This window comes from Natronobacterium texcoconense (genome assembly GCF_900104065.1).
Lineage (GTDB): Archaea > Halobacteriota > Halobacteria > Halobacteriales > Natrialbaceae > Natronobacterium > Natronobacterium texcoconense.
Map to the genome: position 1 here is coordinate 61,527 of NZ_FNLC01000003.1, position 26,351 is coordinate 87,877.

Sequence of the window (26,351 nt, forward strand, 5' to 3'; positions counted from 1 at the left end):
TCCCACCCAGGACCTCGCCCTCCCCATCCGACTCGCTCACTCCGTTCGCTCGTCCCTCGCGAGTGACTGAGCCGCCCTCGCTTTTGCTCGGACGGCTCACCAGCGCGCCCAGCGGCCGGGAGTGCGACTCGAGCAGAGGCGAGAGTCGCACGATCCGGGGGAGGGCAGGCTCTCCCTGGCGTCTTGGCGAGCGAAGCGAGCCGAGACTCGGAAGACGCATGTGCGTCTTCCGGCGGACTGAAAGGGCGATGGCGCTGTCGCGCAGCGCGTGGTCGTCTCAGCGACCACTATCCGCGCGAGCCAGGATATGTCGCTGCGCGACCGCGACAGCGGCGAGGGCTTTCGTCGCGTTCTCGTCTACTGATTCGATCCCCTCGATTCGAATTCCCTCACCAAAACCCGACAGAAACGATATTCGAGCGGCATACTCGAACGCGCTCGAGCGACGAAATTACGCCTCGTACTCGGCCACCTTTACGAGTTGTTTGCCGATGTTGTCGCCTTCGAAGAGTCCCAGGAACGCGTCGGGGGCGTTCTCGAAGCCCTCGACGACGTGTTCGCGGTACTGGACGTCACCGTTCTGAACGAACCTCGAGAGGCGCTTTAGCGCCTGACCCCACCGCTGCTGGTAGTCGCTGACGAGGAACCCCTCGACGGTCGCGCGGGATTCGATGAGTTTCGCGAGTTTTCGGGGGCCGGTCGGGACGTCGGTCGCGTTGTAGAGTGCGATCTGGCCGCAGACGGCGACGCGGGCGTCGACGTTCAGCCGCGGCCAGACGGCGTCCGTGATCGGGCCGCCGACGTTGTCGAAGTAGCAGTCGACGCCGTCGGGACAGGCGTCGTCGATCGCACCGGAGAGGTCGTCGGTCTCCCTGTAGTTGATCGCCGCGTCGAAGCCGAGGTCGTCGGTGAGCCAGTCGACTTTCGCCTCGCTGCCGGCGGTGCCGACGACGCGTGCGCCCGAGAGTTTAGCGAGTTGGCCGACCACGGAGCCGACCGCACCGGCCGCGGCGGAGACGACGACCGTGTCGCCAGGCATCGGCTCACAGACGTCGTTCAGCCCCCAGTAGGCCGTCACGCCGGGCATTCCGAGGACGCCAAGCGCCGTCGAAATCGGGCCGTGGTCGGGGTTCACTTCCTGGAGGTCGCCGGCGTCGGCGACGGCGTGTTCGGCCCACAGGAGTTCGCCGGTGACGATATCGCCCTCGTCGAACGCCGCGCTGTTAGACTCGAGTACTTCGCCGACGACGCTGGCTTGCATCGGGTCGCCGACGTCCCACGGTTCGGCGTAGGATTCGGCGTCGCGCATCCGACCGCGCATGTAGGGGTCGACCGACTGGTAGAGCGTCTTCACGAGTATCTCGTTCGGGCCGGGCTCGGGTCGATCGACGGTCACGAGTTCGAAGTTGTCATGGGTCGGTTCGCCGACGGGACGGCTGGCGAGTCGCCACTGGCGTGTCTGAGCCATACCGAAAGGTGAACGCGCCGACAGGTGAAGATTTGGCTCCCGGCACTCCCCCGTTCGCGACTCACGGTCCGCGTCGCAAACGCTCGAAGACCGACGTTCCCACCCCTCGAGAGCGCATCGAACCTTTTTGCTCCTGTCCGTGTAAGTTCGGCTATGGGAACGACTCGCAAGTTCCTCGAGGAGCTACTTGCCGGCAACCAGCGCCACGTCGAGTCCCTCCCCGACGATTACTTCGCCGAGGTTCAGACGAGCCAGCATCCGGAGACGGTCGCGATCTGTTGCTCCGACTCGCGAGTCCCACAGGAACACATGTGGGGGTTCGATCATCCGGGAGTGGTCTTCACGCCGAGTAATATCGGTAACCAGGTCTGGGACGAGGACGACGGCGAGCGGATCGTCGACGGCGGGGTGCTGTATCCGATTCACCACACCGACACCGACGCCGCAGCCGTCGTCGGTCACACGGGCTGTGGGGCCGTCACCGCGGCCTATCGGGTCGCGACCGGCGGAGAGCTACCCGGCCCGCAGGGTGTCGACAAGTGGGTCGAGATGCTCGTTCCCGTCATCGAAGAGGCCCTCGAGAGCGACCTGATCGACCGCAGCGTGGCCGACGAGCGGGTGATCGACCAGCTCGTCGAGTACAACGTCGACTACCAGGCGGGGTTCCTCCGCGAATCAGAGGACGTCCCGGACGACGTCGACGTCTACGGCTTCGTCTACGACTTTCAGGGAGTGTACGGCAACGAGTACGGGCGGGCGTACCTGGTCAACGTCAACGGCGAGACCGACTCCGAGCGGATCGGCGAGTTGATTCCCGACGAGTTCGCGACGGCGACCGAGAGCCTGCTGTACTGACCGAGGTCGGTATCGTTTTGTCACTCGTGGCGAAACGATCGACTATGCGGAACCGTTTCGAGTCCGACGTCGGCTTTTACTACGCTGTCGGCGCGTTCACGATCACGATCTTCGTCGTCGGACTGGCCGTGCTCACCGTGGTCGCGCCGGCCGGCATCGGCACTCGAGAACTCGTCGGGCTCGTGATCGGCTTCACCCTGTTTATGCTCGTGTACTTCGTCTCCGTGGCAGTCCACCATCTCGAGGATCTCGAAGAGCTATAGTAGCCACTGCAAGTCACTGCACACCTGATCGCACGACAGCTGTGCGATCAGTGTGTAAATCGTTGTAGTTGTTACTATATAATCGCCCGAAAGCCCTCGAGTCGGGAATCAGTCCGAGGTCACGGCGGTGCCGACCCGTTGCTGCGGTGTCGCCGGCTGTGCCGGCGGCTCCCACTCGAGGTCGCCCTGGTAGTGGAACATCTGGTTGTCCTGGGTGGGGTCGACGACGGTCAGGTTGCCTATCCAGCCGTTGTCGACGAGGCGTTCGACCTCGAGGTGTTTCCGGAGAATCTCGGTCACGCGCTCGACTGGCGCGTGGATCACTGCGGTCAGGCGAAGCGGCTGATGGTACGGTTCGTCGTCGGCGGCTTTCAGCGACTGTAGCGGGAGGCCGGTCATCAGGTCGCCGCCGTTGCCCTGGACGACGCCGACGTTGCCGACCGGGTTCTGGGTGACCTTCGAGCCGCTACCGTAGACGCCGTTGTCCACGGTTGCGAAGTAGTACTGGTTGTTGATCCACTGGGTGACCACGAGCGGCCCCGCCATGATCAACTCGAGTGCGTCGCCGTCGGGGTCGGTCGTCCAGTCGTAGGAGTGGAGGAACGCCCGTCCCGAGAGGTCTTCGTCGTCGGTCAGTTCGCGCGGGCCGATGACGAAGGAGGCGTTGCCGGCCAGCCCCCACTCGGGTCGGGTCTCACCCCAGTCGACCGCGCGGCGAGCCGTCTCGCGGATGGGGTCGTCGGGGTCCGCGCCGGTCAGCGTCTCGCTGCGCTCGGCGGCTGCACCGGCTCGAGCAGCGTCGAGGTCCGCTCGCAGTTGCTCGAGGTCCTCGCGGTGGCTCTCGGGAACGTCGCCGTCGAAGAGGGTGATCTCGTCGGTCGTCGTGTTGTGTTCGGCTCCGACGAAGACCGTGTCCTCGGGGATTGAAAACCCGCGCTGGCGGAGTTCGGTCTTGACGCTCTCGTCGTTACAGATTTTTGCGAGCACGCGTGCGTTCGGGCCGCCGGGGTTGCCGGCACAGGCGCCACAGTCGAGACTCGAGTCGAACGGGTTGTTCGTCGTGTGACTCGCGTGGCCCGCGAAGACGACCAGGCGGGCAAACTCCGTCCACCCCATCAGTTCGAAGGCAGACTGTGCGTACTCGACCTTCTCGTCGTGGCTCATTCGCGGGTACTCGAGCGTCGGGGAACAGAACTCGTGGGGGCTCGGGACGCGCTCGTCGACGGCATCGCCGAGTTTGTAGAGCGCGGACGGGGCGAGCGTCCGTGCCGCCAGCGCCGAGCCGTAGGCGCCGCCGCCCCCTTCGACGAACGGGAACGCGGCGACGACGTTGGTCTTGAGACGCTTGAAGTGTTTCCGGGTCGCGTGCACCAGCCCGTGCCACTGATCGTGAGTCGTCGCGTGTTCGCCGTGGTCGGTCTCGGGTTCGTCGGCGATCAGGTGCTGGGCCTCGACGATCGGCGGGCAGGCGTCGGTGACGGCGTCCGAGTCGTAGCCCTCGTACTGCATCGGGATGCCGAAGAAGCCGGCGTAGCCGTGAGTCTCGTAGTTGCCCTGCCGCTCGACGTGTCGGCGGATGATCTCCGAGCGCGTGTCGATACAGAAGACGAGTTGCGCGTCCGGGCGTTCGCCGTCGCCGTGTGACGACTCGGTGACGGTTTCGTCGACGTCCGCGAGGAGCCGGCGACGGTAGCTTTGCTCCCAAGCCGACAGCCAGATTTCCTCGAGAGGGACGTCGTCGTCAGCGGTTGCGCCAGTGTCGTCGTCGCTCACGTCGGCGTTTTCGGGCGTGATCGGCGCGTCCAGCATATCACAAAGCACCAGTCGCACACCCAGATACTCCACTAGCGTGATCGGGTACGCCGACTGCCACGGGTCGGCGCCGTCGTCGTCCGATCGCTGCTTGATGAACCCGGTCCAGCCGGGCAGTGCGGCGAGGTGGTGCTCGAGAACGTCGTCCCAGCGGGAGTTAGGATACTCCTCGAGGGTCTCCTCCAGTGCGTCCATCGCCGTCTCGGGCAGTTCGTCGGCGTCGTCGCAGGGTACGTCGCCGTCGTGGGCCGCTACGGAGCGCCAGGCGGCGTAGAACCCGTCCTCGCGGTTCGGCATCGGCCAGGCGGCCTGTCCCTGATCGAGGAAGGCCGCGAGCCACTTCGAGAGCACGCGGTCGACCGTCTCGGTCGCGTCGTCGACGTCGCGGCCGCGGTCGGTCTCGCGGTCGGCCAGTTCCGCGAGCAGCGTCTCCGGATCGTCGTCGATCCCGTGGGCGGCGAGTTCCTCGCGCAGTAGGTCGGGGTCGATCCGGTCCTCCTCCCAGGCGCGACGGAAGATCGCGGGTCGGGGGTAGCCGCGGCCGCCGAACAGCCGTTCTCCCTCCGCGACGGCCTCGTGGAACGGCCGGTCCTCGAACCCCGAGAGGGGGTTGGCGGTGACGAAGGAGTGTAGCGGCCAGACCGACCCGATGCGATCGGACGCACGGTCGATGCTGTCGGTGATCCGGTCCTGGAACGTCTTCTCGTGGGCTTGGGTCATTGGTCGTATTCCTCCTTGGTGGTGAGCACGGTCGCAGGAGCCGGTTGCGAGAGGTTCAGCAGTGTGACGTAGAGGCGCTCGCTCGAGCGGTGCCAGCCGAGTTCCGTCGCGAGGTAGGCGCCGACGAACGCGGCGACGACGAGGTAGTGAGCGACCGTCAGTTCGGTCGGGGCGTAGGTCATCGGCACGCTCGCGAGCATCGTCGAAACGGCGTTGAACGTGACGGCGTAGGCACCGATCGCGGTGAGGACGACTGCCGGGACGCTGACGAGCCTGACCGACGAGGGCAGCGTCGTCCGGTGGAGGATGTCTCGAGCCGCGGTCAGCGTCGTCAGCACGACGACCAGCGTCAGCACGATGCCGCTATCGAGCGTCACGGACAGCCCCGACAGCTTGCCGGTGAGAACCATGAAGAGCGCGCCACCGCCGACGGCGGTGAGGAGACTGACAGCGGCGCCCGAGAAGCCGAGGTTGGTGTGAGACCCACGTTTGGGCGCGGTGTGTTCGACGGACGCGCCCGACGAGAGGAAGAGATACGCCTTGTAGCAGCCGTGCAGGATGAGGTGAGCGATCGCGGCCGAGAAAAAGCCGAGACCACACTGCATGATCATAAACCCCATCTGGGCGAGCGTCGAGCTACCGAGTTTGCGTTTGACGTCGGTCTGAACGAGTACCATCGCCTGGCCGAGCAGAGCGCTGAACGCGCCGACGATGACGATCAGCGACATGACGGCGAGTTCGGTGCCGACAAGCGGCGCGAACCGGGTCAGCAGGATGCCGCCCGCGTTCACGAACCCGGCGTGCATCAGCGCCGAGGCGGGCGTCGGCGCCGTCATCGAGGACAGCAACCAGCCATGGAACGGGAACAACGCCGACTGGACGATCGCGGCGAAGAAGATGCCGCCGACCGCGACGAACCCAATCGTCGTCGGGACGGCCTCGAGCGCCCCGAGAACTCCAGTGATCGAGGTCGACCCGGTCGTCCAGACCAGCAGGCCGAGCGCGCCTGCGAGCAACGCCGTGCTCGCGAGGAAGTACGCCGCGGCGAGCCGACCGGCGATCTGGGCCTGCTTCCAGCGGCGGTCGTGGCCGATCAGCGAGGCCATCAGCAGTCCCATCGCCAGCCACGCCGTCGCGAACAGGGCGACGTGGTCCGCCGCGGTCAGCGTCATGACCACGAGCGTGAACGCGAACACGGTGGCGAAGAACCGCTCTACGCCCCGGTCGCCGGCCATGTAGCGTCGCGAGTAGCTGTGGACGATGCCGCTGAAGAAGGTGACCACAACCCACATGACCGTCGTCAGCCCGTCGACCACGAAGACGCCGGGAACGCCCCACTGGTAGCCACGGAAGGCAGTGAGCGCGAGCACCACGAGGCTGGCGCAAAAGAGCGTCCAGACCGACCAGGTCGACGCCCGCGGCACCCACGAATGCGGCGGCGTCGACGTTTCGGAGAGCTGTACGCGATCCTGTGAACTCGTTTCGTCTGACATGCTTCGATTTCGTCGTGCGACCAGGCCGGGCGATAGGACCGACAGCACGCCGCAGCCAGCGTGACCGATCTGGTCGTTTCTGCACGCTACTTGAACAAGGCAGTTATTATATCCACTGGTTCGAACAAAACGTTCGTTATTCAGTCCCGCGAAGATCAACCTGGTCAATGGTTCGTGCTCTCACACCAGGGGAAAGTCGTCCCGAAGTCGGGCGATTCCTATCACCCGTTCGCGAGTTCCGGACGCGGACGAAGACGGCAAAGCTGTCCGTTCCCACCTGCGCGGAACCGAGTTCGACGACTCGACGTTCACTGAATCGAGGTACAGATCAATTAGTTAAAAACGCTGCTAAACGCGAACGATGTGGCGAGTATTGCGAGGAAATCGAACGATCCGTCACGAAGACGGTGCAGGTCGATCAGTTCGTGGTGATCGAGTCGACGCCGCTCGAGTCGATCCGCGGTCGATCGACGGCTACTCGTCGGAGAACTCGTCGAACGTAGTCGCCTCGTGGCTGCGGACAAGCACCTCGTCAGTGATCGTCAACCCGAGATCCGACAGTTCCTGTGCAACCGGCGTGATGTCCCGGTCGGTCTCGCCGACGGCAGTCACGAGAAGGTTCTCCTCGCCGGTGACCAGTTCCTGGACCGAGATGACCCCCGGAATCTCCAGGGCCTCCTCGATGTAGTCCCCGCGCTCGGGAATCGCAGCGGTACAGAACAGGAGCATGCGAATCGGATACCCTGACTTCGTGTAGTCGATGTCGGCACTGTAGCTCTTGATGATCCCCTCGGACTCCAGGCGCTGGATGCGCTTTCGAACGGTGCTCGAGGAGGCCTCTGTCCGTTCGGCGATGTCGCCGGACGAGAGGTTCCTGGCCTCCTGCTGGAGCGCGTAGAGGATCTCACGATCGACCGCGTCGAGATCGTACTCGGTCATACGTTCCGTTTACTGTGGGAAATATAAGGGGCTTCGGCTGTCCGACCGGACGAATACGTGGCGTTCCCGAGCGCGTTCGCCCGTATTCCGCTCGAGTAGCCGTATCTCGCGCGTCGTCACGACCCGGAGCGTTTATACGTCTCCGTCCGTTCTCTTTAGAGGCAATGGCGAAAGGAACCGTTGATTTCTTCAACGACACTGGCGGCTACGGATTCATCGAGACTGAGGACGCGGACGACGACGTGTTCTTCCACATGGAAGACATCGGCGGCCCGGACCTGGAAGAAGGTCAGGAACTCGAGTTCGACATCGAGCAGGCCCCCAAGGGCCCGCGCGCGACGAACGTCGAGCGCCTGTAAGGCGGAATTCGTACGGTATCGGCACTTGACTGCAGTATTTCACGCCCCTGAGCGACGGCTCTGCCGTTCGTCGGGGTTTTAGTAGCTGCGTTGCCGATCTGAGACTATGTCCAATCCCGATCCACTGATCCGCGCGAGCGACGAGATCGAGTACGAGTCCGTCGACGCCGCCGACGGCCTCGAGAAGGGCGTCCTGATAAACGAAGACCACGGCGCGCCGAACTTCGCGATCCGACGGTTCGTTCTCGAGGTCGGCGCCGAGGTACCGGAACACACCAACGAGGTCGAGCACGAACAGTACGTTCTCGAAGGCGAGTACACCGTCGGTATCGAGGGCGAGGAGTACGAGGTCGCGGCCGGCGACTCGCTGCTGATCCCCGCCGGCACGGTCCACTGGTACCGCAACGAGAGCGGCGGACCCGGTGCCTTCCTCTGTGCGGTGCCGAACGGCGACGACGAGATCGAACTGCTCGAGTGAGTTTCGGCTCGGATCGACCACTGGCGAGAAGCTCGGACTACTCCGAGCGGGACTCCTGAGCCTTCGTGACGAGTTCCTCGACCGCCTCGTCGATCACTTCTGCGACCTCGGTCGACTGATATCGAGCCGCAAGACGGTAAACGACGACGTAGCTCACGACCGTCGCGACCGCCGCCAGAATGAGGTTCCCGACGAGCAGACGCAGAACGATTTCGGGGCCGGCGCTGAAGGAGGCGCCAGTCATCGAGACGCCGTCGACGGGGCCTAACAGGAACACGCCGACCGCGAAGCTCGCGACGTAGACGCCCCACTTCACCACGGGATTGAACACGAGTACCGATGCGAACAGGGCGAGTTTGCTCACCCAGCTGACGGCGTATCCGATCGCCACGAACAACAGGAGCCCAGCCCCGAGTGTCGGCAACATCGTGACGAACGCGCCTACGGCGAAGCTCCCGGCGAGCTCGCGCGGCGTAGAATCCTCCCTGAACGCCTCGTGAAGGTCGTCGCGGATCCGATCGGCGTATCGACCGAATCGAGCCCTACTCATAACGAGTGTTCACTTCCCGTTACGGGTAATTAAAACGTAGGAGAGAGGAAAACCCGAGGGACTGTGGCACGCAGTTGTCAGTTCTCGGAGCGGTTCGTCGTACGGTGACAGCCCGGCGACCGTAACCCGAGTCCGAATCGCTCAAGTACGCTAACGGTCTATCCGGTATCGTGTCGCAGCAGGTTCAGGAGGTCGAAACGATATTCTGCCACGAGACGGGCGACGACTACCTGGTGGTCGTCAAGCGAGACGGCGAGCGGCTGTTCCGGGCACGGGTCGTCCTCTCCGAGACGTCCGCTGGCCCACGGCCCGCGAAGTTCCGGCTGAAACAGGGCTCGAGCGAGGAACCTCGCCAGCCCGACGAGTTCGTCGAACTCGCACGACTCGCGAAACGGATTCGCATCTCCGAACAGACCTCGCCCGCCGCACGCGAGGAATTCATGGAGATGCTCGCGGGCTACCAGCTCGAGGACAAGGCAAAGACCGTCCGGACCTGCCGCTACTGTGCTTCTGCGGGTCGATACTCGCCAGTCACGACCGACACCGCGGTCAAAGACGACGAGGACTGGATCTGCCGGGACTGCGCTCGCCAGGAACTCGAGCGCCAGCTCACCTACAGCGGCGGCGGCGAAGTAACGGGATCGGCGAAAGAACGTCTCGAGGAACTGATGCTCGAGGTGCAGGATCTCCAGCGGATCGTCAACCTGCTGCAGGGACAGCTCGATCCCGACCTGACGAAGTTCGATACGATCTCGGCGACGACCGACGAGGTCGATCCCGTCCGGGTGGACTCGTTGAACCTGCATCCGGGATTACAGAACCTGCTCGAAGACCGGTTCGAGACGCTGCTTCCGGTCCAGAGCCTCTCGGTCGATCACGGTCTCTTTGATGGCGACGATCAATTGGTCGTCTCCGCGACGGCGACGGGGAAGACGCTCGTCGGCGAGATGGCCGGCATCAATCGCGTCCTGAACGGCAAGGGGACGATGCTCTTTCTCGTCCCACTGGTCGCGCTCGCGAACCAGAAGTACGAGGACTTCCAGGACGAGTACGGCCACCTCGTCGACGTCTCCATCCGCGTCGGTGCGAGCCGAATCGCCGACGAGGGCGAGCGGTTCGACCCGAACGCCGACGTCATCGTCGGCACCTACGAGGGGATCGACCACGCCCTCCGGACTGGCAAGGAGATGGGCGACATCGGCACCGTCGTCATCGACGAGGTCCACACGCTCAAGGAGGAAGGACGTGGCCACCGCCTCGACGGACTGATTTCGCGGCTCAAGTACGCCTGCGAACAGCGAGCCAAACGACGTGACGACTACGGGGGCGCACAGTGGGTCTACCTCTCCGCGACCGTCGGCAACCCCGAACAGCTGGCGGGCGTGCTCGAGTCGAAACTCATCGAGTTCGAAGAACGTCCAGTTCCCATCGAACGTCACGTCACCTTCGCCAGCGGCCAGGAGAAGGTCCGCATCGAGAACAAACTCGTCCGACGCGAGTTCGACACCGAGTCCTCGAAGGGGTATCGCGGCCAGACGATCATCTTCACCAACTCCCGCAGGCGATGTCACGAGATTTCGCGGAAACTCGAGTACTCCTCTGCACCCTATCACGCCGGCCTGGACTACAAGCGCCGGAAGAAGGTCGAACGGCAGTTCGGTGATCAGGATCTCGCGGCGGTCGTGACCACCGCTGCGCTGGCTGCCGGTGTCGACTTCCCGGCCTCGCAGGTCGTCTTCGACTCGCTTGCCATGGGAATCGAGTGGCTCTCGGTCCAGGAGTTCCACCAGATGCTCGGCCGTGCAGGTCGACCCGATTACCACGACAAGGGGAAGGTGTACGTCCTCGTCGAACCCGACTGCGCGTACCACAACTCGATGGAGGGGACCGAAGACGAAGTCGCCTTCAAGCTACTCAAGGGGGAGATGGAACCGGTGATGACCGAGTACGACGAGGCAGCAGCCATCGAGGAGACGCTCGCGAACGTCACGGTCGGCGGCAAGGCCGCCAAGTCGCTCAACGACCGGATGCTCGGCGAGATTCCGACCAAACACGCCGTCGGAAAACTCCTGCAGCACGACTTCATCGACGGCTTCGAGCCGACGCCGCTCGGTCGCGTCGTGACCGAACACTTCCTCGATCCCAGCGAGGCGTTCATGCTACTCGACGGGATCCGGAAGGACGCCCATCCCTACGAACTCGTGGCCGACATCGAACTCCGGGACACGGACCTCTAGTACCGTTCCAACCGTCGACTGATGCGTCGAATCGAACCACACCGCTGGATTCGACGCATCAGTTCAGTCTTGGACCGCCACTAGTCGCCGTCCAGAAATTCTCGAACGATCGTTGCCGTCTCGTCACCCGGTTCCAGGAACGGAACGTGGCCGCAACCCTCGAGGACGTGAAACGACGCCTCGGGCATCCGTTTTGCGACTGGCTGGCCGACTTCGGGGTCGAACAGCGCGTCAGCAGTCCCCCAGACGAAACACGTCGGCCGGTCGATGGTGACCACTTCCTCGCGAATGTCGAAAATGGGATCCATCCGACCGAAGGAGCCGGCCATCGTGGAGTACGATCGCTGACTCTTCTCGTTGCCCGGTATCTCACCGTTCGCCGCTATAAGTTCGTAGTAGGTCTCCGAGATAGCCGAGTCGTCCTTGACGATGAACTGTTCGATCCGGCTTTTCGCGCTCTCGATGGGGTCACCACGTCCCATCAGCCAGAGAAGGAGGCGGTTGACTCCCCGCACTGTCAGAAGCCGCCAGACCACTGGAAAGTCCCTCGTGAGCCCGCCAGGACCGCCGACGAGACAGAGCCGGTCCACGCGGTCGTGGTCGAGTTCGAGGAAGAACGCCTGGAGGCCGCCCAGCGAGTTGCCGACGACGTGCGGACGATCCACGTTCAGTTCGTCCAGCAATTCGACCAGATACGTCGCGAGGAACGACCGAAGGTGACGGTCGCGATAGCTCGGCGTCGCGGACAGCCCGCGCCCCGGCCTGTCGGGGAGGATCACGCGGTAGTCGTCCGCGAGTGCCGGAATCATCGGCAGCCACGTCGCGCCGGTCGTCGAACTCCCGTGTAGCAGGAGGACGGGGTCTCCGTCCGGATCACCAGCCTCGAGGTAGTGTACCCGGCCGGCGGCGTCCGTCTGGACGACCCGTGACTCGACCTCGAGACCGTGCTCGTCGGCAAGCGCCTCCTGGAGGTCGGCGTACCGTCGTTCCGCTGCTGTCGGCCAGTCGTCGGGAGACAGCGACTCGCCTCGCGGGAGTTGTTCGTCGGTCGCCATACCGGAGCGAGTTCTCTCGAGCGCCTTAGTTATTCTGGTAGAGAGTAACACTCATTCCAGATTTCGGTGGTGTCGACCGTTCTCCGTGATGAGCGGATGGGGGGAGAAAACTGCAGTTCAGGGAACGAATGCAACGCCGAAAAGAGACAGCAAGATGACGAGCAACGACCCCGGGACGCCGCCGAGCGCGACGATGACGAGTACAATCGGTGTTACTGCGACCGAAAGACCGAAGACGGCCTGAGCGAGGAACAACACGAGCAGGCCGACGACCGCGTTGACGATGAACGGCCGAACCGTCTGAATGATCGTAGAGGCACCGAGAACGGCGGCGAGAACGAGGACCAGTAGGATGATCTCGAGTCCTGTAACCATACTCGACTGTACGCTGTCGACGACCAAAACCGTTCGGCACGGAACGAAACCCTTTATGCTATCCACCCAGAAGTGGGGGGTACGGGATCGTGGGTTAGCCTGGTATACTTCGGGCCTTGGGTGCCCGTGACCCCGGTTCAAATCCGGGCGATCCCATTCATTCTGTCGCGAACAAACTCGTGAGCGACGAATTCATAACGATCGGTCGATTTGAACTAGACCGAGGTTCTGCGCGAAGCGCAGGTTCTCGGGCGTGGTTCAAATCCGGGCGATCCCATTCATTCTGTCGCGAACAAATACGTGAGCAGCAGCAATCTGATAGAGTCGTCGTGTACGTCGAAAGGCGTCGACTCCAGCAACGACACCCAGTGGAATCGAGACTGCCCCATCCCGTGTGAACCAGCGTTGTCGAACAAGTCGGCTTCAGGAAGCGAAACGGTAACTCAGACTTCCTCGATGAGGATGTCGTTCGTCGTGTAGTCGTTCCGGTTTATTCGGTCGATATCGATCACGACTTCCTGGCCCGACGTATCCGCGTCGAACGACTCGTTCGTGCTGCCCTCAGCGACGATATTCTCTTCGCCGTCCAGCAACCAAATATCGACGTCGGCAGTGATTGCATCGTCTTCGTTCGTGTTTCCGATCGTGAGAACGACTTCGTCGACATTATTTCCGGGTCCCTCGTAGGAGACGTCCTCTATTTCTAAATCCGAGGGTGTTTGCTCGACGTCACCAGTGGTGATACTGATAGTCTCGGAGAATCCACCGATTGCGGGAGCAGCAACACCAGTCCCCATGAGTGAACCAATTATCAGTACGCCTACCACTGCCGGAATTGTCAACCTACTCCACAATTTTGAATTACTATTCCCAGATGTTATATCGCCCATAACCCTACAAATAATATAGTAATTGGATTATTTTAATACTTCTCTATTCTGATGGAGATGTACTATAGTCATATCGGGCGGTGTTTTCCGAGCGGTAGCGATCGATCATCGAGGGTTCTGCCGTGAGCAAACTCGCGAACAACAACGATCCAGTGACGTCCCTCGTCCTGAAGGCTATATTTTTCCCCAGAGATTCCTGTGGGCACTCTCGAAGAAATACGATCCAGACGAGCATTTCCCAGAAGCCTCGCGTTTGACGGCCGCTACTCGAGTCGCTACCTAACCCGAACCGCTCTACTGTCCCTACTGGACGATTCGATCGGCGACGACGTATCAGCGACAAGACTTATGCTGCCGTCGTTAGCACTCGGTACTAACCTGCCCTCCAGGTCGCGGCGACGGTCACGAGCCGACGATCATCGTCGGACGAGCGTCGCGAACGCGAAACACATGACTAGGACCCAACGACAGGATCACAGTCGGACAACCGAACTCCACGATCGGCTCTGGCAGGGTCTCGAAACCCTCCGCCGTCACGCTCGAGCCCGCCTCGAAATCGACACTCGCGCACTCGCCGCCCTCCGGATCGCACTGGGAACGATCATCCTGCTGGATCTGTTCCACCGGGCGGGGTCGCTCGAGGTGTTCTACACGGACGCTGGCGTCTACCCGCTGGCGGCCTACGAGAGCACCTACGGGCGGTACACTGGTCTCTCCCTGCACGCGGCCTCCGGCGAACTGTGGTTCCAGCAGTTGCTGTTCGCGATCGCCGGCCTGTTCGCGGTCGCGTTGATCCTGGGGTATCGGACGCGGCTGGTCGGGTTCGTCTCGCTCGTCTTGCTGTTCTCGTTGCACGCCCGAAATCCCGCCGTACTCAACGGTGCGGACCGGCTGTTTCGCGTCCTGCTCTTCGTGGCGCTGGTGACACCGCTCGGCGAACGCTGGTCGGTCGACGCACTCCGTCGCGGCTCGGCCCGGCGGACCGTCGTCGGGTTCGGAACGGCCGCGTTGCTCGCTCAGCCAATCGTCGTCTTCACCCAGAACGCGATTCTCAAACACGAGGGCGAACGGTGGTACGCCGGCGAAGGAATCGGGGTCGCGATCACCGACGACGCGATGACGATCTTTCTGGGGAACCATCTCGGCGCGTACCCCGGACTGCTCGAGGCCCTCAACTGGGCGTGGGTCACCCTGCTTGCGGGTTCGGCGGCGTTTCTCCTGCTGACTCGAGGGTGGCTTCGCGTGCCGGTCGTCTTCGCCTATCTCGGCGCGTTCGCCGGGTTGTTGCTGTCGTTTTCGGTCGGGCTGTTTCCGTTCGTCCTCGCGGCCGCGGTGCTGCCGTTCCTGCCGACGCAGTTCTGGGACGCACTCGAGCGGCTGGTCCCGGCTCGAGTGGCTCACTGGCAGCCACGAACGTCGTGGCTGGGTCCCGTCGGACGGCCACCGCTCGAGTGGCGTGTGCTCGAGACACTCAGGCAACGTGGACGCGACGACGTCGCCTCGTTCGTCACCGACTACGGCCGATCGTTTCTGACGATTGCCGGCGCTCTCGTACTCGCCTGGATACTGCTCTTCGGTGCGGCCCACGTCTCCAGTTACGACGTCCCCGACGAGATCAACTCGCCACATCTCAACGAACAGCGGTGGGGACTGTACGCGCCCGACCCCTCCGAATCGTACGACTGGTACGGCACTGAAGCCCGGCTGGAAGACAGATCGTCGGTCGGGGCGTTCGGTGACGAAAATATCACGGCCGACAGACCGCCGGATGCGTCCCAGGAGTACGAGGACTTCCGGGAGCGGAAGTATCTGGAGAGCGTCCGTGATTCCGGCTGGGGCGACTCGGAGGGGATCATCGCGACGAGTTACGCTGACTGGGCCTGCGAGCAGGCTATAGAGGAGTATGGCGACGACGAGGTCGACCGGGTGATCATCTACCGGTTCAACCAGCCCCAGCCACTCGAGGGCGAGTACGAGGAAGATTCGACGCACTACACGGTCATCGAGCGCTCCTGTTGAGTCCGTTGCGGTGAGATTTCGACGGCGAAGCGGCAATGAGATTTAAGAGGGTCGTATCACGTCCCGTATGTATGGGGGCAGGGACCAAGCTGTTGTTAGCCGTTCTCGGAATCGTACTCGTCATCGCGTTGCTCTCGGCGAATCTCGTCGTCGCAACCGACCGAACCGTCCTCGACAGCGAGTTCGTCAAGGACACCGCCGAAGAGGAAGGACTCTACGCCGTGCTGGCAGAAGAGATTCAGGGGAGTGCCCAGCAGAGCACACCGGCCAGCAGTAGCGGTGTAGCGGCAGGTAGCTCGCACGGGGACATCGTTCAGACGGCAGTGACCGAAGAAGAGATTCAGACCCAGGGCGAGGAAAACATCGACCGGTTGTATGCGTTCCTCCACGGAGAGACCGACGAACTTCGTCTCGAGATCGATCTCGATGGGATCAGCCAGAACGTGATCGACGAACTCGAGGACGAGATGGCTGACCCCGACCTCCGCGACGCCGGTTTCCCGCAGGGTGAAGAGATCGAGGAGATGGCAGCGAGCGAGGAGCAGTTCGACCAGCATCGCGAGGAGTTCAGAGAGGAACAAAAGGAGCGGATGCAGGGCGACGGGGATCGCGAGGTGAGCGACGAAGAACTCGACGAGCGAATGGAATCGATCCGCATGGAACTCTACACCGAACGCGACGAACGACTCCAGCAGGAGTTCCATCAGATAGACGACGACGCAGATATCGAAGAGCCCGCACACGCGCTGATGACGGCGCGGATCGACGCACTCACGGGCGAAATCGAATACGACGAGTACGTCGTCGAAGTCGAGTCGGCGAAAGAGGAGTTCGGAAACGCACTCGTCGCTGCCATCGAGGACGAACTCGAGAACGAGGACAAGATCGACCTGACCGAGGATATGGACGACGACGCGATGGAACCCCTCGAGATGGGACAGGAAGTCGTCTCCATAGTGAGTCTGCTGGCGATCGCGTTACCCCTCGTAACCCTCGGTATCGTCGGCCTGATGGCGTGGCTATCGTCGCCGTCCACTGCAGCCATCTCGACCGGGTTCGTTTCGACGCTCGTCGGAACAGCAGGCGTCGCCGGTGCCTACTTCGCAGGTGACCAACTCGAGTCACTGCTTGCCGGTGGAGACGCACCAGCAGCGATGACCGACTTCGCGCTCGGCATCGTTTCGGGCGTCCTGGATGCACTCACCGTCCAATCTGTGGTCTTGCTCGTGGCGGGTATCGGACTGATCGTCGTGGGAATCGCGGTTCGGCGAGGGCTGATCCTCGAGAACTGAATCGAACATCGGTTTCGCCGCTCGATTCCGACTGGTCGCTCGAGCTACGAACGGGAGTCCAGCCAACGATGATGTCGGCCAAAACGCATAGGGAATATATACATACACCTGGATGATAAAGTAAGAACGCGGCCACGCGGAGGACGACAGGGACGACAGGGATCCCGGCGTGTGCGTCTCCGACGTGGCCCGGATTTCATTCCTGGTCACTCGTTCCCGAGTGCGACGAGTGTCGATCGGCTCGAACTTCGTCGACGGAACCAGTTTCGCCCCGCTTTGCCCACATTTATACGCCATGGCGACCCTATCACAGTGCAATGGCGCAAGCGGGAAATTCAGAACTCGTCGACTCGTTCGAGCAGTTCTTCCGCAACTACTACGACAACGAGATCAAGCAGCTTGCGCAGCAGTACCCCAACGAACAGCGGTCGCTCCACGTCGACTGGCAGGACCTCTACCGGTTCGATCCCGACCTCGCGGACGACTTTCTGAACCAGCCCGAACAGCTCCAGCGGTACGCCGAAGAAGCCCTCCGGCTGTACGACCTCCCGATCGACGTCAGCCTCGGCCAGGCCCACGTCCGGGTCCGGAACCTCCCCGAAACCGAGTCGCCCGAGATTCGCGAGATCCGCGCCCGCGACATGAACGCCCTCATTCAGGTGCGAGGGATCGTCCGGAAAGCCACCGACGTCCGCCCGAAGATCGAAGAAGCCGCCTTCGAGTGCCAGCTCTGTGGTACCCTCACTCGCGTACCACAATCGAGCGGCGACTTCCAGGAACCCCACGAGTGCCAGGGCTGTGAACGACAGGGGCCGTTCCAGGTCAACTTCGACCAGTCCGAGTTCGTCGACTCCCAGAAACTCCGCATCCAGGAGAGTCCCGAAGGACTGCGCGGCGGCGAGACGCCCCAGTCGCTGGACGTCCACGTCGAGGACGACATCACCGGCGAAGTGACGCCCGGCGACCACGTCTCCGCCACCGGCGTCCTCCGGCTCGAGCAACAGGGCGACGGCCAGGACAAGTCTCCAGTCTTCGACTTCTACATGGAGGGGATGTCCGTCGAGATCGAGGAAGAGCAGTTCGAGGACATGAACATCACCGACGAGGACAAGAAAGAGATCTACGAGATCTCGAATCGGGACGACGTCTACGAGAAGATGATCGGCTCGATCGCACCCTCGATCTACGGCTACGACCAGGAGAAACTCGCGATGATCCTCCAGTTGTTCTCGGGAGTCACGAAACAGTTACCCGACGGCTCGAGGATTCGTGGCGACCTGCATATGCTTCTGATCGGGGACCCGGGTACCGGTAAATCGCAGATGCTGGGCTACATCCAGAACATCGCCCCCCGCTCGGTCTATACTTCCGGTAAGGGTTCGTCCTCGGCTGGTCTCACGGCCGCCGCCGTCCGCGACGACTTCGGCGACGGCCAGCAGTGGACCCTCGAGGCCGGTGCGCTCGTGCTCGCCGACCAGGGGATCGCCGCGGTCGACGAGCTCGACAAGATGCGGTGTGTCACAGGAGACACCCTAGTCCATACCGGGAACGGAATCGAACCAATTCGCGAACTCGCGCACGAAGCGATGGCCGAGGGTTCGATCGAGGAACTCGAAAACGGGCGGACAATCCGAGACGTCAATATAGACGTCTGGACGATGACAGAAGATGGGAACGTAGTCAAACGCGATGTTCTCGCGATTCACGAATACGATGCACCAGACGAACTCTGGAACGTCGAACTAGAGAGTGGCGAACAGCTAACGACTACTGCAGACCATCCGTTCTTCGTTTTGGAGGATGGAAAACGCGAAGAACGTCACGCTCGGGAGCTTCACGAAGGCGACTGGGTGTACGTGCCCGAGAAGATTCCAGCGGGGATCACGGACGGCGGAGTCAGCGTCCTTCCAGCCGCCAATACGGACTCGAAAACCGATCAGATAACCGCCGCTCACGGGGCGATTTTAGGCTATATCGCCGGTGACGGCAACATCTTCTACGATCGAGAAGCCGGGAGCTACGGATTCCGGTTCACGAACAAAGAGGCGGAACTCCTGAGCGACTTCGAAGAAGCTTGCGCGGAGGCGTTCGATACGCAAGCCGTTCGCCATCCAAGCGAGCAACGAAGTGACGGTGTCGAAACAGTCCGCGTCCACGGAAAACAGTACGTCGACGAACTTCTCGAATCAGGTGCGAATCTCGAGAGCTACGATGGAAAGCGGCTCCCCGAGAAGGTAACGAACGCATCCCGTGAGACGAAAGCAGCATTCGTTCGTGCGCTTGCAGATTCCGAGGGGACAGTCGATGAACGGGCTGTCAAAATTCACTCCTCGAGTTACGAACTGCTCCTCGGAACGAAGATGCTCCTGCTCGAGTTCGGGATCTCGAGCCAGATTCAGACACGTGATCGGGGCAGTAAACGTGACTTGTTCATACTCGCGATCACATCCGATCAGTCACTCGAAGCGTTCGAGCGACACATCGGGTTTACTCTCGATCGGAAACAGCGTGCGCTGGAACATGCCTGCGAACGAACGACAGGAACCCGAACCATCCTAGACGTACTGCCCGAGTGCGGTGAGTTGTTCGAACAGGCGCGTGGCGCACTTCGATTACATCAATCCGAATGTGGCCCCGAAAGTGACGCAACCTACTGTAACTTCGAAAACGGGGATGCAAACGCGTCGCTCCGACTCTCAAAAACGATACTCGAGACGTTCGAAGAGAGAAAATCCACAGCCAGCGATCATTACGAAGAACTCGGGTCCGAGACGTCGTGGGAACGTCTCGCGGAACTTCGAGAGCAGTATCACGTCTCGCAGCGGGAGTTGGCTGCAGAAATGTCAATTTCACAGCAGCAGTTGTCCGCTCGATGGGGCACCGATACTGACCTTCGAGAGCGAGTTCGAGAGCGGCTTCGCAACCTACTCGCGACGCCCGCATCGGTCGATCTCGATCCGCTTCGAACGTTGATTAAGAGCGACGTAAAGTGGCGTCGTGTAACTGCGGTAGGGTCGGTAGCGTCACGAGAACACACCGATACCAGGGTGAAAGTTCTCGAACAGCAACTGGCCGACGAGATCGGCGTATCCACTGTCGATTCGGTTCGTGAGTGTGCGCATTCCTTGCTCGAAATGACCGAGCCGGCCGAGACGTGGGAGGAACTTCGGGACCGACTCGAGAGCTACGGTATTTCGTTCCAACAAGTTGCCGCAGAGATGGACGTCGCAGGATCGACCGTGTCACGGTGGTTCTCGGGAGCCGTCGACGTCGACAACTTCGATACCGTCCGATCCGTCTGTGAAGAGTTGTTCGAGGAAAAACGACGGCGGATCGCGGCACTCGTAGAAGAGATCAAACGACGGGAGCAGCCGCGAGTGTACGATCTCACCGTCGAAGGAACACACAACTTCATCGCTAATGGCATGGTCGTCCACAACTCCGAAGACCGCTCCGCCATGCACGAGGCCTTAGAGCAGCAGAAAATCTCCGTCTCCAAGGCAGGTATCAACGCCACCCTCAAGTCCCGCTGTTCGTTGCTCGGCGCGGCAAACCCCAAGTACGGTCGATTCGACCAGTACGAACCCATCGGCGAGCAGATCGACCTCGAGCCGGCGCTCATCTCGCGGTTCGACCTGATCTTCACGGTCACCGACCAGCCCGACGAGGAGAAAGACCGCAATCTGGCGGAGCACATCCTCACTACCAATTACGCAGGCGAGTTGACTACACAGCGCGAGCAGATGACCAACCTCGACGTCAGTGAGGGGGAAATCGAGGAGATGACCGAGCAGGTCGACCCCGTGATCGACGCCGAACTCCTCCGAAAGTACATCGCCTTCGCGAAGCAGAACTGCCATCCGCGGATGACCGAGGAAGCCCAGGAGACGATCCGGGATTTCTACGTCAACCTGCGATCCAGAGGAACGGACGAGGACGCTGCTGTCCCCGTCACCGCACGGAAACTCGAGGCGCTGGTTCGACTCGCGGAAGCGAGTGCCCGCGTGCGGCTCTCGGATACGGTCGAGCAGCGCGACGCCGAGCGATCCGTCGAGATCGTTCGTTCGTGTCTGCAGGATATCGGCGTCGACCCCGAGACGGGCGAGTTCGACGCGGACATCGTCGAGGCGGGCACCTCCAAATCACAGCGCGATCGGATCAAGAACATCAAACAGCTTATCAGCGACATCGAGGAGGAGTACGACGACGGGGCGCCGGTCGACATCGTTCTGGAACGAGCCGAAGAAATCGGCATGGACCAGACCAAAGCGGAACACGAGATCGACAAGCTCAAACAGAAAGGCGAGGTCTACGAGCCGAGTACGGACAACTTGCGGACGACGTAGTCGACCACGAATCGGTTTGTAATGGCTCGACGTCGAGGACGTACTGGCAGCTACCGGACTTTCGTCGACGCCACGTAGACAGCGGGAGAGACTCGAGTCAGAGGTCCCTGAGATCCCTCACTGTCGATCGGATCGTCACTGGGGCGACGTCTGCTGTCTCGGCTGCAGCGGCCTGCGTGATCGAGGGCCACTCTTCGCGTTCGCCGGCGGCCTTGTAGAGACAGGCAGCGGCGACGCCGCTCGGGTTGCGACCGCCGATCAACCGCTGCTCGAGCAGCGCCGTCACGTGTTCGCGGGCGCGGCGTTCGACGTCGGTTCCGAGATCGAGTTTCGAGGCGTACCGTGGGAGATACTGGGTTGGGTCGATCGGTCCCGTCGGTAGTCCGAGTTCCCGGTTGAGGGCCTTGTATGCGACCTGTAGTTCGTCGCAGTCGGCACGCGCGACGGCGGCGATTTCGTCTACCGTTCGGGCGATAGATCGAGTTCGACAGGTCGCGTAGATAGCTGCAGCGGCGAACCCCTCGAGTGATCGGCCCTGGAGCAGGTCGGCTGACTGGGCGGATTCGAACAGGGCACACGACTGTTCGCGAACGGAGTCGGGAAGTGAGAGATGGGAGTTGACGCGCCTGATTTCGGCGAATCCGTAGACCTGGTTGCGCTCGGCTTTCGAGGAGATCCTGGCCCGGTTGTGTTCTCGGCGCAGACGCGCGATCTGGCGGCGCTTGCGACCGGTGAGTCGGGAGTTGTAACTCGAGTCGGAGCCCTTCCCGTAGCCGATCTCCGTCGAAAGTCCGCGATCGTGTCGTGATCGCGTCAGTGGAGCACCGGTCCTTACTTTGAACGGGTTTTCCCTACGCGAATCCCTTACGTCGCGGACTCTCGGCCGAGATCGACTACGGAACCATCACATACCAGACCGGAATATCCCTTTGCAACGTTCATCGGATGAACGGGGATCGTGGCCGTCTGGGGTTCGGTCGTCACAACAAACCCTCAGCAAATAATTCTAGGGGACTTTCGAGGCGACAACTCTGATCATATCCTGTTGTAGCCCCCAGAAAACGCTTAAATGGACCTGACCCTTATCTAAGGCTAACCGATTCAAGGAATGTACCCTGGGAGGGTACCAGATGTTCTCAACTGGTTATACTCTCCCAGTGACCTTGAATCTTGCCTGAACCCCTAGAAGGAACCTGAAATAACGGTTGCTGTCAAAGGCACTTGAGTAAGGGAGAATCCGTGAGGGACTCTCTGAAACGCATACAGTTGTGGTCTGGGGGATTAGGGGGTTAAGCCCAACTCGAGTAATACCGAGCCAGAGATCTAGTCGCAGCTCTACGATAGCAGTAAGGGCCGTGATTCTTGGTCCGACCGAAGGGGACCGCACCGATACCCACAGTAAGGAAGGTCCCCGGTGGGAGGAGGACCGAAGAGAAGTCGACCTTAGGGAGACGAACCGGAGCGTTTCGTTAGTATAGATATAGTATGTCTACTACTGTCCCGTCCCTAACTGGGGATCGGTAGCTGTCCTTTAGTGAAACAGTCCCTACTATCTTTTCGGCAAGCCAGTTACCGCAAAGGATTCGGTGTGATCCCCAGTCCTATTGTGGGAATCGGTGCGGTTGTCGGTAGTATTCTTAGCGGTATTGTGGCTATTCTCGCAAACCTGCCTACCAATTGGAGTGTCGCTGCTGGCCTTTCCCCAGTAGTATGTATCTAGTTACGTTACCCCCTATTGTTGGTTTGTAACCTTCGAGTGGTGCTAGGTCGAAGTGCCGTCAGACCCCCGTACTGTCGCTTTTATTTCTCGATACCGTACCTGTTGGTATGTGTTCCCGGAAACTAACGTCAAGTAATCGTGGTCAGGTGAACATGGCGGATCATGCGGTTGAGGTAATCGTCTCGGTCTTGGTGGCCGCACTGCTTGCGGCGTACCTAATCCCGATCCCGATTGAGCACCTGTCCGACGTCGACACTTCGGCCTGGACGTCCGGCGCGGCAGAGTTGTGGGGGCTGCTGTCGGTGATGATCGTCTTGGCCATGTTCCTGTTTTTCGTTCAGGTGGCCATCCGTTCGAGGTAATCTCCCTTTCTTCCCTGCGATGATACGGAATTCGGTGTGATCGGTTCTGACTTTAGGCTAAAGCCGGAACCACCCAATCAGGTTTTGGTGCGACTATATATCTATAGATTGTCTTTCACATTCTTGGAGTATTTCTTCTTCATCAAATTTCTCGATCACTTCCCCTAAGGCGTCACCTCCGTGTTCAAGTCCAGGCTGTCTTTCTATTTTTTCATGTTCGATGAGAACTATCCTACTTTCATCTTCTTCGTAAGATATCCACCCCGAATCTGAGGGACCACTCGTCATTAGTATATCACTATATTCGATGGATAATTTTGCTATTTTGAGATCGTCTTCGGTCAATTCGGACACATCCATATGTCACCGATTGTCAAAGTGCAATATCAACCCCCTACCTGCAATTGCTATAGCCAGATCTGCCAAATCAGTAATATGGTTTCAAGAAAAATAGCCGGATGGCTACGCTATCCCCTACAGCAGTCTCCCGAACATCCCAACGAACATCGTAACGAGGCCTATGATAAGTGCCATTACGATAATTTCGGGAAGGATGCTGATGTAGCCATCGACGCTAAAACCGAGTAACGCTGCAATCGGTACGAGGCCCACTGCTCCGGCCACAATTGCAGCGAATATGTCATATGATTTCTTTCCTGTCATGCTTTTTGTCGCCCCCTGCGGTTCCCCCATACCAATTTTTAACTTCAATTCATCAACCACCGCAAAAGGCGGTCAATCCTATCACAAGCAGTGATATAATACTTACCCTACCAATATGAAAGTGAAACTAGTTACTAAGTGGGATCAGATATTTTCTAAGTAACCACGTCGCTTCTCCATCTTTTCACATTCAGTCATTTGGTTATAATGTTTGTCGATCACGTCGGGGCTGACGTCACAACGATCAGAGACAACTGTCTCGGGGACGTCGTTACGACAGAGATAGGTAATGGCCCCACGACGGACGTCATGGGGACTGACGACAGACGGACACTGTGCCGCATAGTCGTTGTCTGTGGCCGCTTTACACTCAGACGGATGTTCACCATGGGGGCAGTCCTTCGATACCTCACATGGCCGTGTATACCGATATACAGTCCGTCGAACAGTAATCACAGACGGTCGACCGAATTGAGTAGTCACCAGCGGCCTACGACCATAGTCGTCTGTCACGTCGTCTCTGTGATGGCTCAAATAGTCGCCTATGACCGTTGCAGTCGATTCTTTGAGTGAGATGTGCCGTTCTCCTCCCGTTCCGTTCTTTAGCGGTGTATCGGTTTCTGGCCGGTGTGAGAGAGAAATGTATGGGACGTCCGTCTCTGTTGGCTCGAGGATAACATCACTGACGTCAATAGATCGTAAGGCTCCCAGACGGATACCAGTCGACCATAGCAGTAGGATAACGACGTGATGCCGCTGTGCATAGTTGAATCGCTCGAGATAGTCGAGTATGTCGCTGGCCCGTTCTGACGAGAGTATACGGTCTCTGCTACTGTCCGCGTTCGGCTGTAATGCTCGCAGTCTGTCGGCCAGTGAATCGTCACAACAGTCGATAGCAGCTGCCCACTCGAGTAGATTCACGACGTCATTGAGACGATGCAGTACGGTCTTGTCGGCTATGCCTTGCTCAACGTTGTGTAGCTTGTATTGGTGTAGATGCATCGGCTGGACGTCGTCTAACGTCTCTATATCGTCTCTGTCGTCACACCAGTCGACGAACATCCCAATACGGGAGCGAATGCTTTTCACTGTCGATGCCGCTAATTCCGATTGTCGTTCACTGAGGTACATACTCAGTGCATCCGACGGGGTTAAGTCTGTCATCGGTCACACACACTTTCGCTAAACCCCGTCCGACTACGATACCCGTATAGCCGATAGAGAGTGTCGTGATCGCGTCAGTGGAGCACCGGTCCGTCGGCGGTCGGTTTCCTCATCCTCGAACGAGCGCCACTCGGGGCCGTGATCGATTGCATCCTCCCCAAAGACGAGTCCACATTCCTCGCAGATCGTTTCGGTATCGACTTGCCGCAACGTGCCGTTACATTCGGGACAGCTGTGGTTCGTATCGGTTCCCGCCATCGGTAATCGTAATTCCGTATGCAAGTTTGATCTCGTCAATGTATTTAAACTAATGGAATTGTAGTAGAATTAACAGCCGGCGAGCGACTGGTTACAGACGTCCACACGATCCAACACTCAGCGGGTCGTTTTATCCGGTTACTCGTGATATGCGCGGATGGTATTCAGACGGCAGATGACCGACAACAGCGAGTCGACGAATCCGAATCGACGCCAGACTGGGAGCACCGAACGATCGATGCCGAAAGCTACTCACGTCGCCACCATGACGTGGCGAGACGGGCTGTTCGCCCACTGGCCCGTCGATCCCGACGACGTACGGCCACACGTCCCCGACGAATTGACGCTTGACACTCGAGATGGACAGGCCTGGGTCAGCGTCCTGCCGTTCGTTCTCACGGACGTCGGCCTCTGGGGAACGCCACCGCTTACTCGAACCGCGTTTCCGGAACTCAACGTCCGAACGTACGTCCGGTATCGGGGGGATCCGGGGTTGTTCTTCTTCAGTATCGACCTCGGGAATTCGCTCCTCGCGACGCTCGTCGCCCAGACGACGCGCTTGCCAGTGACCTACGCACGGATGCGCGTCGGAACTGACGGGAGGGAGGTCGCGTTCTCGAGTCGTCGGCGACGATCCAGAACCGACACCGACGTCGGCCGGTTTTCCGCGACGTACCGACCGACAGGGGAGGCCACCAGGACCGACGAGGGAAGCCTCGAGTACTGGCTCACCGAACGACGGCGGTTCTACGCGTCGGAGGCTCGCGGCGTCTTGACGGCAGAGATCGCACACGAGCAGTGGCCGCTCCAGCCGGTGGATGCGACGATCCACGAGAATACGATGTTCGAGGCGAACGGGCTCCCGACTCCGTCGGCGGAGCCGGTCTGTCACTTCTGCCGAGAACTCTCGATGACGGGATCGATCCCCCGTCGACTGCGGAACTGAGACCGACCTCATACGGTTTGCTGTAAGTCATTTCTGGCGCAACCGCGATCCGAGCGGCGGTTGCGCCGTAAATCGTTACAGCAATCC

At 60.6% G+C, this 26,351-nt stretch carries 20 protein-coding genes, 1 tRNA gene and 2 pseudogenes; 11 read left to right on the forward strand and 12 right to left on the reverse strand.

Annotation, left to right across the window (positions count from 1 at the left end; translation table 11 throughout):
- Positions 1 to 451: 451 nt before the first annotated feature.
- Positions 452 to 1,468 carry an NADP-dependent oxidoreductase gene (locus BLR35_RS13905; RefSeq protein ID WP_090383138.1) on the reverse strand — a complete coding sequence of 339 codons (1,017 nt, stop codon included), beginning with the start codon at positions 1,466 to 1,468 and terminating at the stop codon, positions 452 to 454.
- 153 nt (positions 1,469 to 1,621) lie between these two features.
- Here BLR35_RS13905 and BLR35_RS13910 point away from each other — a divergent pair, with 153 nt between their 5' ends.
- Together BLR35_RS13910 and BLR35_RS13915 are read left to right on the forward strand one after the other, a co-directional pair.
- A complete protein-coding gene (locus BLR35_RS13910; RefSeq protein WP_090383142.1) occupies positions 1,622 to 2,323 on the forward strand; it encodes a carbonic anhydrase in 702 nt (233 codons plus the stop codon).
- 44 nt (positions 2,324 to 2,367) lie between these two features.
- The gene (locus BLR35_RS13915) at positions 2,368 to 2,586 is read left to right on the forward strand and encodes a hypothetical protein (protein WP_090383144.1); all 219 of its coding nucleotides are present in this window, start codon (positions 2,368 to 2,370) and stop codon (positions 2,584 to 2,586) included.
- Between the two features lie 108 nt (positions 2,587 to 2,694).
- Here BLR35_RS13915 and BLR35_RS13920 read toward each other — a convergent pair whose 3' ends face one another.
- From BLR35_RS13920 to BLR35_RS13930, 3 genes are all read right to left on the reverse strand, one after another.
- Complete coding sequence (locus tag BLR35_RS13920; RefSeq protein WP_090383147.1) at positions 2,695 to 5,118, reverse strand: DUF2309 domain-containing protein; 2,424 nt, start codon at positions 5,116 to 5,118, stop codon at positions 2,695 to 2,697.
- Positions 5,115 to 6,611: a proton-conducting transporter transmembrane domain-containing protein gene (locus BLR35_RS13925; protein ID WP_090383149.1), complete on the reverse strand. Its 1,497-nt coding sequence runs from the start codon at positions 6,609 to 6,611 to the stop codon at positions 5,115 to 5,117. Before BLR35_RS13925 ends, BLR35_RS13920 begins: the two co-directional genes overlap by 4 nt.
- 474 nt (positions 6,612 to 7,085) lie before the next feature.
- Positions 7,086 to 7,550 carry an Lrp/AsnC family transcriptional regulator gene (locus BLR35_RS13930; RefSeq protein WP_090383151.1) on the reverse strand — a complete coding sequence of 155 codons (465 nt, stop codon included), beginning with the start codon at positions 7,548 to 7,550 and terminating at the stop codon, positions 7,086 to 7,088.
- Positions 7,551 to 7,714: 164 nt separating this feature from the next.
- Here BLR35_RS13930 and BLR35_RS13935 point away from each other — a divergent pair, with 164 nt between their 5' ends.
- Together BLR35_RS13935 and BLR35_RS13940 are read left to right on the forward strand one after the other, a co-directional pair.
- Positions 7,715 to 7,909 (forward strand): cold-shock protein, encoded by a 195-nt coding sequence (locus BLR35_RS13935; RefSeq protein ID WP_005554588.1) that lies wholly within the window; start codon positions 7,715 to 7,717, stop codon positions 7,907 to 7,909.
- A 106-nt stretch (positions 7,910 to 8,015) separates the two neighbouring features.
- Positions 8,016 to 8,387, forward strand: coding sequence for a cupin domain-containing protein (locus BLR35_RS13940; RefSeq protein ID WP_090383154.1), 372 nt, complete (start codon positions 8,016 to 8,018; stop codon positions 8,385 to 8,387).
- A 37-nt stretch (positions 8,388 to 8,424) separates the two neighbouring features.
- On the opposite strand, the gene BLR35_RS13945 is transcribed toward BLR35_RS13940, so the two are convergent.
- Complete coding sequence (locus BLR35_RS13945; protein WP_090383156.1) at positions 8,425 to 8,937, reverse strand: DUF2062 domain-containing protein; 513 nt, start codon at positions 8,935 to 8,937, stop codon at positions 8,425 to 8,427.
- A gap of 170 nt (positions 8,938 to 9,107) precedes the next feature.
- Here BLR35_RS13945 and BLR35_RS13950 point away from each other — a divergent pair, with 170 nt between their 5' ends.
- A complete protein-coding gene (locus BLR35_RS13950; protein ID WP_090383159.1) occupies positions 9,108 to 11,174 on the forward strand; it encodes a DEAD/DEAH box helicase in 2,067 nt (688 codons plus the stop codon).
- 80 nt (positions 11,175 to 11,254) lie between these two features.
- Here the strand turns inward: BLR35_RS13950 and BLR35_RS13955 are convergent, their stop codons facing one another.
- Both BLR35_RS13955 and BLR35_RS13960 read right to left on the reverse strand, forming a co-directional pair.
- Complete coding sequence (locus tag BLR35_RS13955) at positions 11,255 to 12,229, reverse strand: alpha/beta fold hydrolase (protein WP_090383161.1); 975 nt, start codon at positions 12,227 to 12,229, stop codon at positions 11,255 to 11,257.
- 117 nt (positions 12,230 to 12,346) lie between these two features.
- Positions 12,347 to 12,604: a pro-sigmaK processing inhibitor BofA family protein gene (locus tag BLR35_RS13960; protein ID WP_090383163.1), complete on the reverse strand. Its 258-nt coding sequence runs from the start codon at positions 12,602 to 12,604 to the stop codon at positions 12,347 to 12,349.
- An 83-nt stretch (positions 12,605 to 12,687) separates the two neighbouring features.
- On the opposite strand from BLR35_RS13960, the gene BLR35_RS13965 reads away from it, so the two are divergent.
- Positions 12,688 to 12,760: transfer RNA gene (locus BLR35_RS13965), tRNA-Pro, on the forward strand.
- Positions 12,761 to 13,047: 287 nt separating this feature from the next.
- On the opposite strand, the gene BLR35_RS13970 is transcribed toward BLR35_RS13965, so the two are convergent.
- Entirely contained in the window at positions 13,048 to 13,494 is a 447-nt protein-coding gene (locus BLR35_RS13970; protein ID WP_139169299.1) for a hypothetical protein, read from the reverse strand.
- A 450-nt stretch (positions 13,495 to 13,944) separates the two neighbouring features.
- Between BLR35_RS13970 and BLR35_RS13975 the strand changes: the two genes are divergently transcribed.
- The 3 genes from BLR35_RS13975 (at position 13,945) to BLR35_RS13985 (ending at position 21,151) form a co-directional block, all read left to right on the forward strand.
- Positions 13,945 to 15,513, forward strand: coding sequence for an HTTM domain-containing protein (locus tag BLR35_RS13975; RefSeq protein ID WP_090384118.1), 1,569 nt, complete (start codon positions 13,945 to 13,947; stop codon positions 15,511 to 15,513).
- A gap of 71 nt (positions 15,514 to 15,584) precedes the next feature.
- Positions 15,585 to 16,805, forward strand: coding sequence for a hypothetical protein (locus BLR35_RS13980; RefSeq protein WP_090383169.1), 1,221 nt, complete (start codon positions 15,585 to 15,587; stop codon positions 16,803 to 16,805).
- Positions 16,806 to 17,122: 317 nt separating this feature from the next.
- Complete coding sequence (locus BLR35_RS13985) at positions 17,123 to 21,151, forward strand: LAGLIDADG family homing endonuclease (RefSeq protein WP_090383171.1); 4,029 nt, start codon at positions 17,123 to 17,125, stop codon at positions 21,149 to 21,151.
- 97 nt (positions 21,152 to 21,248) lie between these two features.
- Here BLR35_RS13985 and BLR35_RS13990 read toward each other — a convergent pair.
- Positions 21,249 to 21,983: pseudogene (locus BLR35_RS13990) on the reverse strand (transcription initiation factor IIB); the annotation flags it as partial.
- Between the two features lie 1,040 nt (positions 21,984 to 23,023).
- Between BLR35_RS13990 and BLR35_RS13995 the strand changes: the two are divergent.
- Positions 23,024 to 23,233: a hypothetical protein gene (locus BLR35_RS13995; RefSeq protein WP_090383176.1), complete on the forward strand. Its 210-nt coding sequence runs from the start codon at positions 23,024 to 23,026 to the stop codon at positions 23,231 to 23,233.
- A gap of 93 nt (positions 23,234 to 23,326) precedes the next feature.
- Here BLR35_RS13995 and BLR35_RS20350 read toward each other — a convergent pair whose 3' ends face one another.
- The 3 genes and pseudogenes from BLR35_RS20350 to BLR35_RS14010 form a co-directional block, all read right to left on the reverse strand.
- A complete protein-coding gene (locus tag BLR35_RS20350) occupies positions 23,327 to 23,593 on the reverse strand; it encodes a hypothetical protein (RefSeq protein WP_139169300.1) in 267 nt (88 codons plus the stop codon).
- Between the two features lie 114 nt (positions 23,594 to 23,707).
- Positions 23,708 to 23,896, reverse strand: coding sequence for a hypothetical protein (locus BLR35_RS14000; RefSeq protein ID WP_139169301.1), 189 nt, complete (start codon positions 23,894 to 23,896; stop codon positions 23,708 to 23,710).
- Positions 23,897 to 25,120: 1,224 nt separating this feature from the next.
- Positions 25,121 to 25,318 (reverse strand): annotated as a pseudogene (locus BLR35_RS14010) (TFIIB-type zinc ribbon-containing protein); the annotation flags it as partial.
- Positions 25,319 to 25,493: 175 nt separating this feature from the next.
- On the opposite strand from BLR35_RS14010, the gene BLR35_RS14015 reads away from it, so the two are divergent.
- Positions 25,494 to 26,264, forward strand: a complete 771-nt coding sequence (locus tag BLR35_RS14015) for a YqjF family protein (RefSeq protein ID WP_090383183.1) — start codon at positions 25,494 to 25,496, stop codon at positions 26,262 to 26,264.
- Positions 26,265 to 26,351 lie beyond the last annotated feature (87 nt).

Coding starts and splice junctions, on each gene's coding strand:
- BLR35_RS13905 (WP_090383138.1), bottom strand. CDS start 1,468: ATGGCTCAGACACGCCAGTGGCGACTCGCCAGCCGTCCCGTCGGCGAA.
- BLR35_RS13910 (WP_090383142.1), top strand. CDS start 1,622: ATGGGAACGACTCGCAAGTTCCTCGAGGAGCTACTTGCCGGCAACCAG.
- BLR35_RS13915 (WP_090383144.1), top strand. CDS start 2,368: ATGCGGAACCGTTTCGAGTCCGACGTCGGCTTTTACTACGCTGTCGGC.
- BLR35_RS13920 (WP_090383147.1), bottom strand. CDS start 5,118: ATGACCCAAGCCCACGAGAAGACGTTCCAGGACCGGATCACCGACAGC.
- BLR35_RS13925 (WP_090383149.1), bottom strand. CDS start 6,611: ATGTCAGACGAAACGAGTTCACAGGATCGCGTACAGCTCTCCGAAACG.
- BLR35_RS13930 (WP_090383151.1), bottom strand. CDS start 7,550: ATGACCGAGTACGATCTCGACGCGGTCGATCGTGAGATCCTCTACGCG.
- BLR35_RS13935 (WP_005554588.1), top strand. CDS start 7,715: ATGGCGAAAGGAACCGTTGATTTCTTCAACGACACTGGCGGCTACGGA.
- BLR35_RS13940 (WP_090383154.1), top strand. CDS start 8,016: ATGTCCAATCCCGATCCACTGATCCGCGCGAGCGACGAGATCGAGTAC.
- BLR35_RS13945 (WP_090383156.1), bottom strand. CDS start 8,937: ATGAGTAGGGCTCGATTCGGTCGATACGCCGATCGGATCCGCGACGAC.
- BLR35_RS13955 (WP_090383161.1), bottom strand. CDS start 12,229: ATGGCGACCGACGAACAACTCCCGCGAGGCGAGTCGCTGTCTCCCGAC.
- BLR35_RS13960 (WP_090383163.1), bottom strand. CDS start 12,604: ATGGTTACAGGACTCGAGATCATCCTACTGGTCCTCGTTCTCGCCGCC.
- BLR35_RS13970 (WP_139169299.1), bottom strand. CDS start 13,494: ATGGGCGATATAACATCTGGGAATAGTAATTCAAAATTGTGGAGTAGG.
- BLR35_RS13975 (WP_090384118.1), top strand. CDS start 13,945: ATGACTAGGACCCAACGACAGGATCACAGTCGGACAACCGAACTCCAC.
- BLR35_RS13980 (WP_090383169.1), top strand. CDS start 15,585: ATGGGGGCAGGGACCAAGCTGTTGTTAGCCGTTCTCGGAATCGTACTC.
- BLR35_RS13985 (WP_090383171.1), top strand. CDS start 17,123: ATGGCGCAAGCGGGAAATTCAGAACTCGTCGACTCGTTCGAGCAGTTC.
- BLR35_RS13995 (WP_090383176.1), top strand. CDS start 23,024: ATGGCGGATCATGCGGTTGAGGTAATCGTCTCGGTCTTGGTGGCCGCA.
- BLR35_RS20350 (WP_139169300.1), bottom strand. CDS start 23,593: ATGGATGTGTCCGAATTGACCGAAGACGATCTCAAAATAGCAAAATTA.
- BLR35_RS14000 (WP_139169301.1), bottom strand. CDS start 23,896: ATGACAGGAAAGAAATCATATGACATATTCGCTGCAATTGTGGCCGGA.
- BLR35_RS14015 (WP_090383183.1), top strand. CDS start 25,494: ATGACCGACAACAGCGAGTCGACGAATCCGAATCGACGCCAGACTGGG.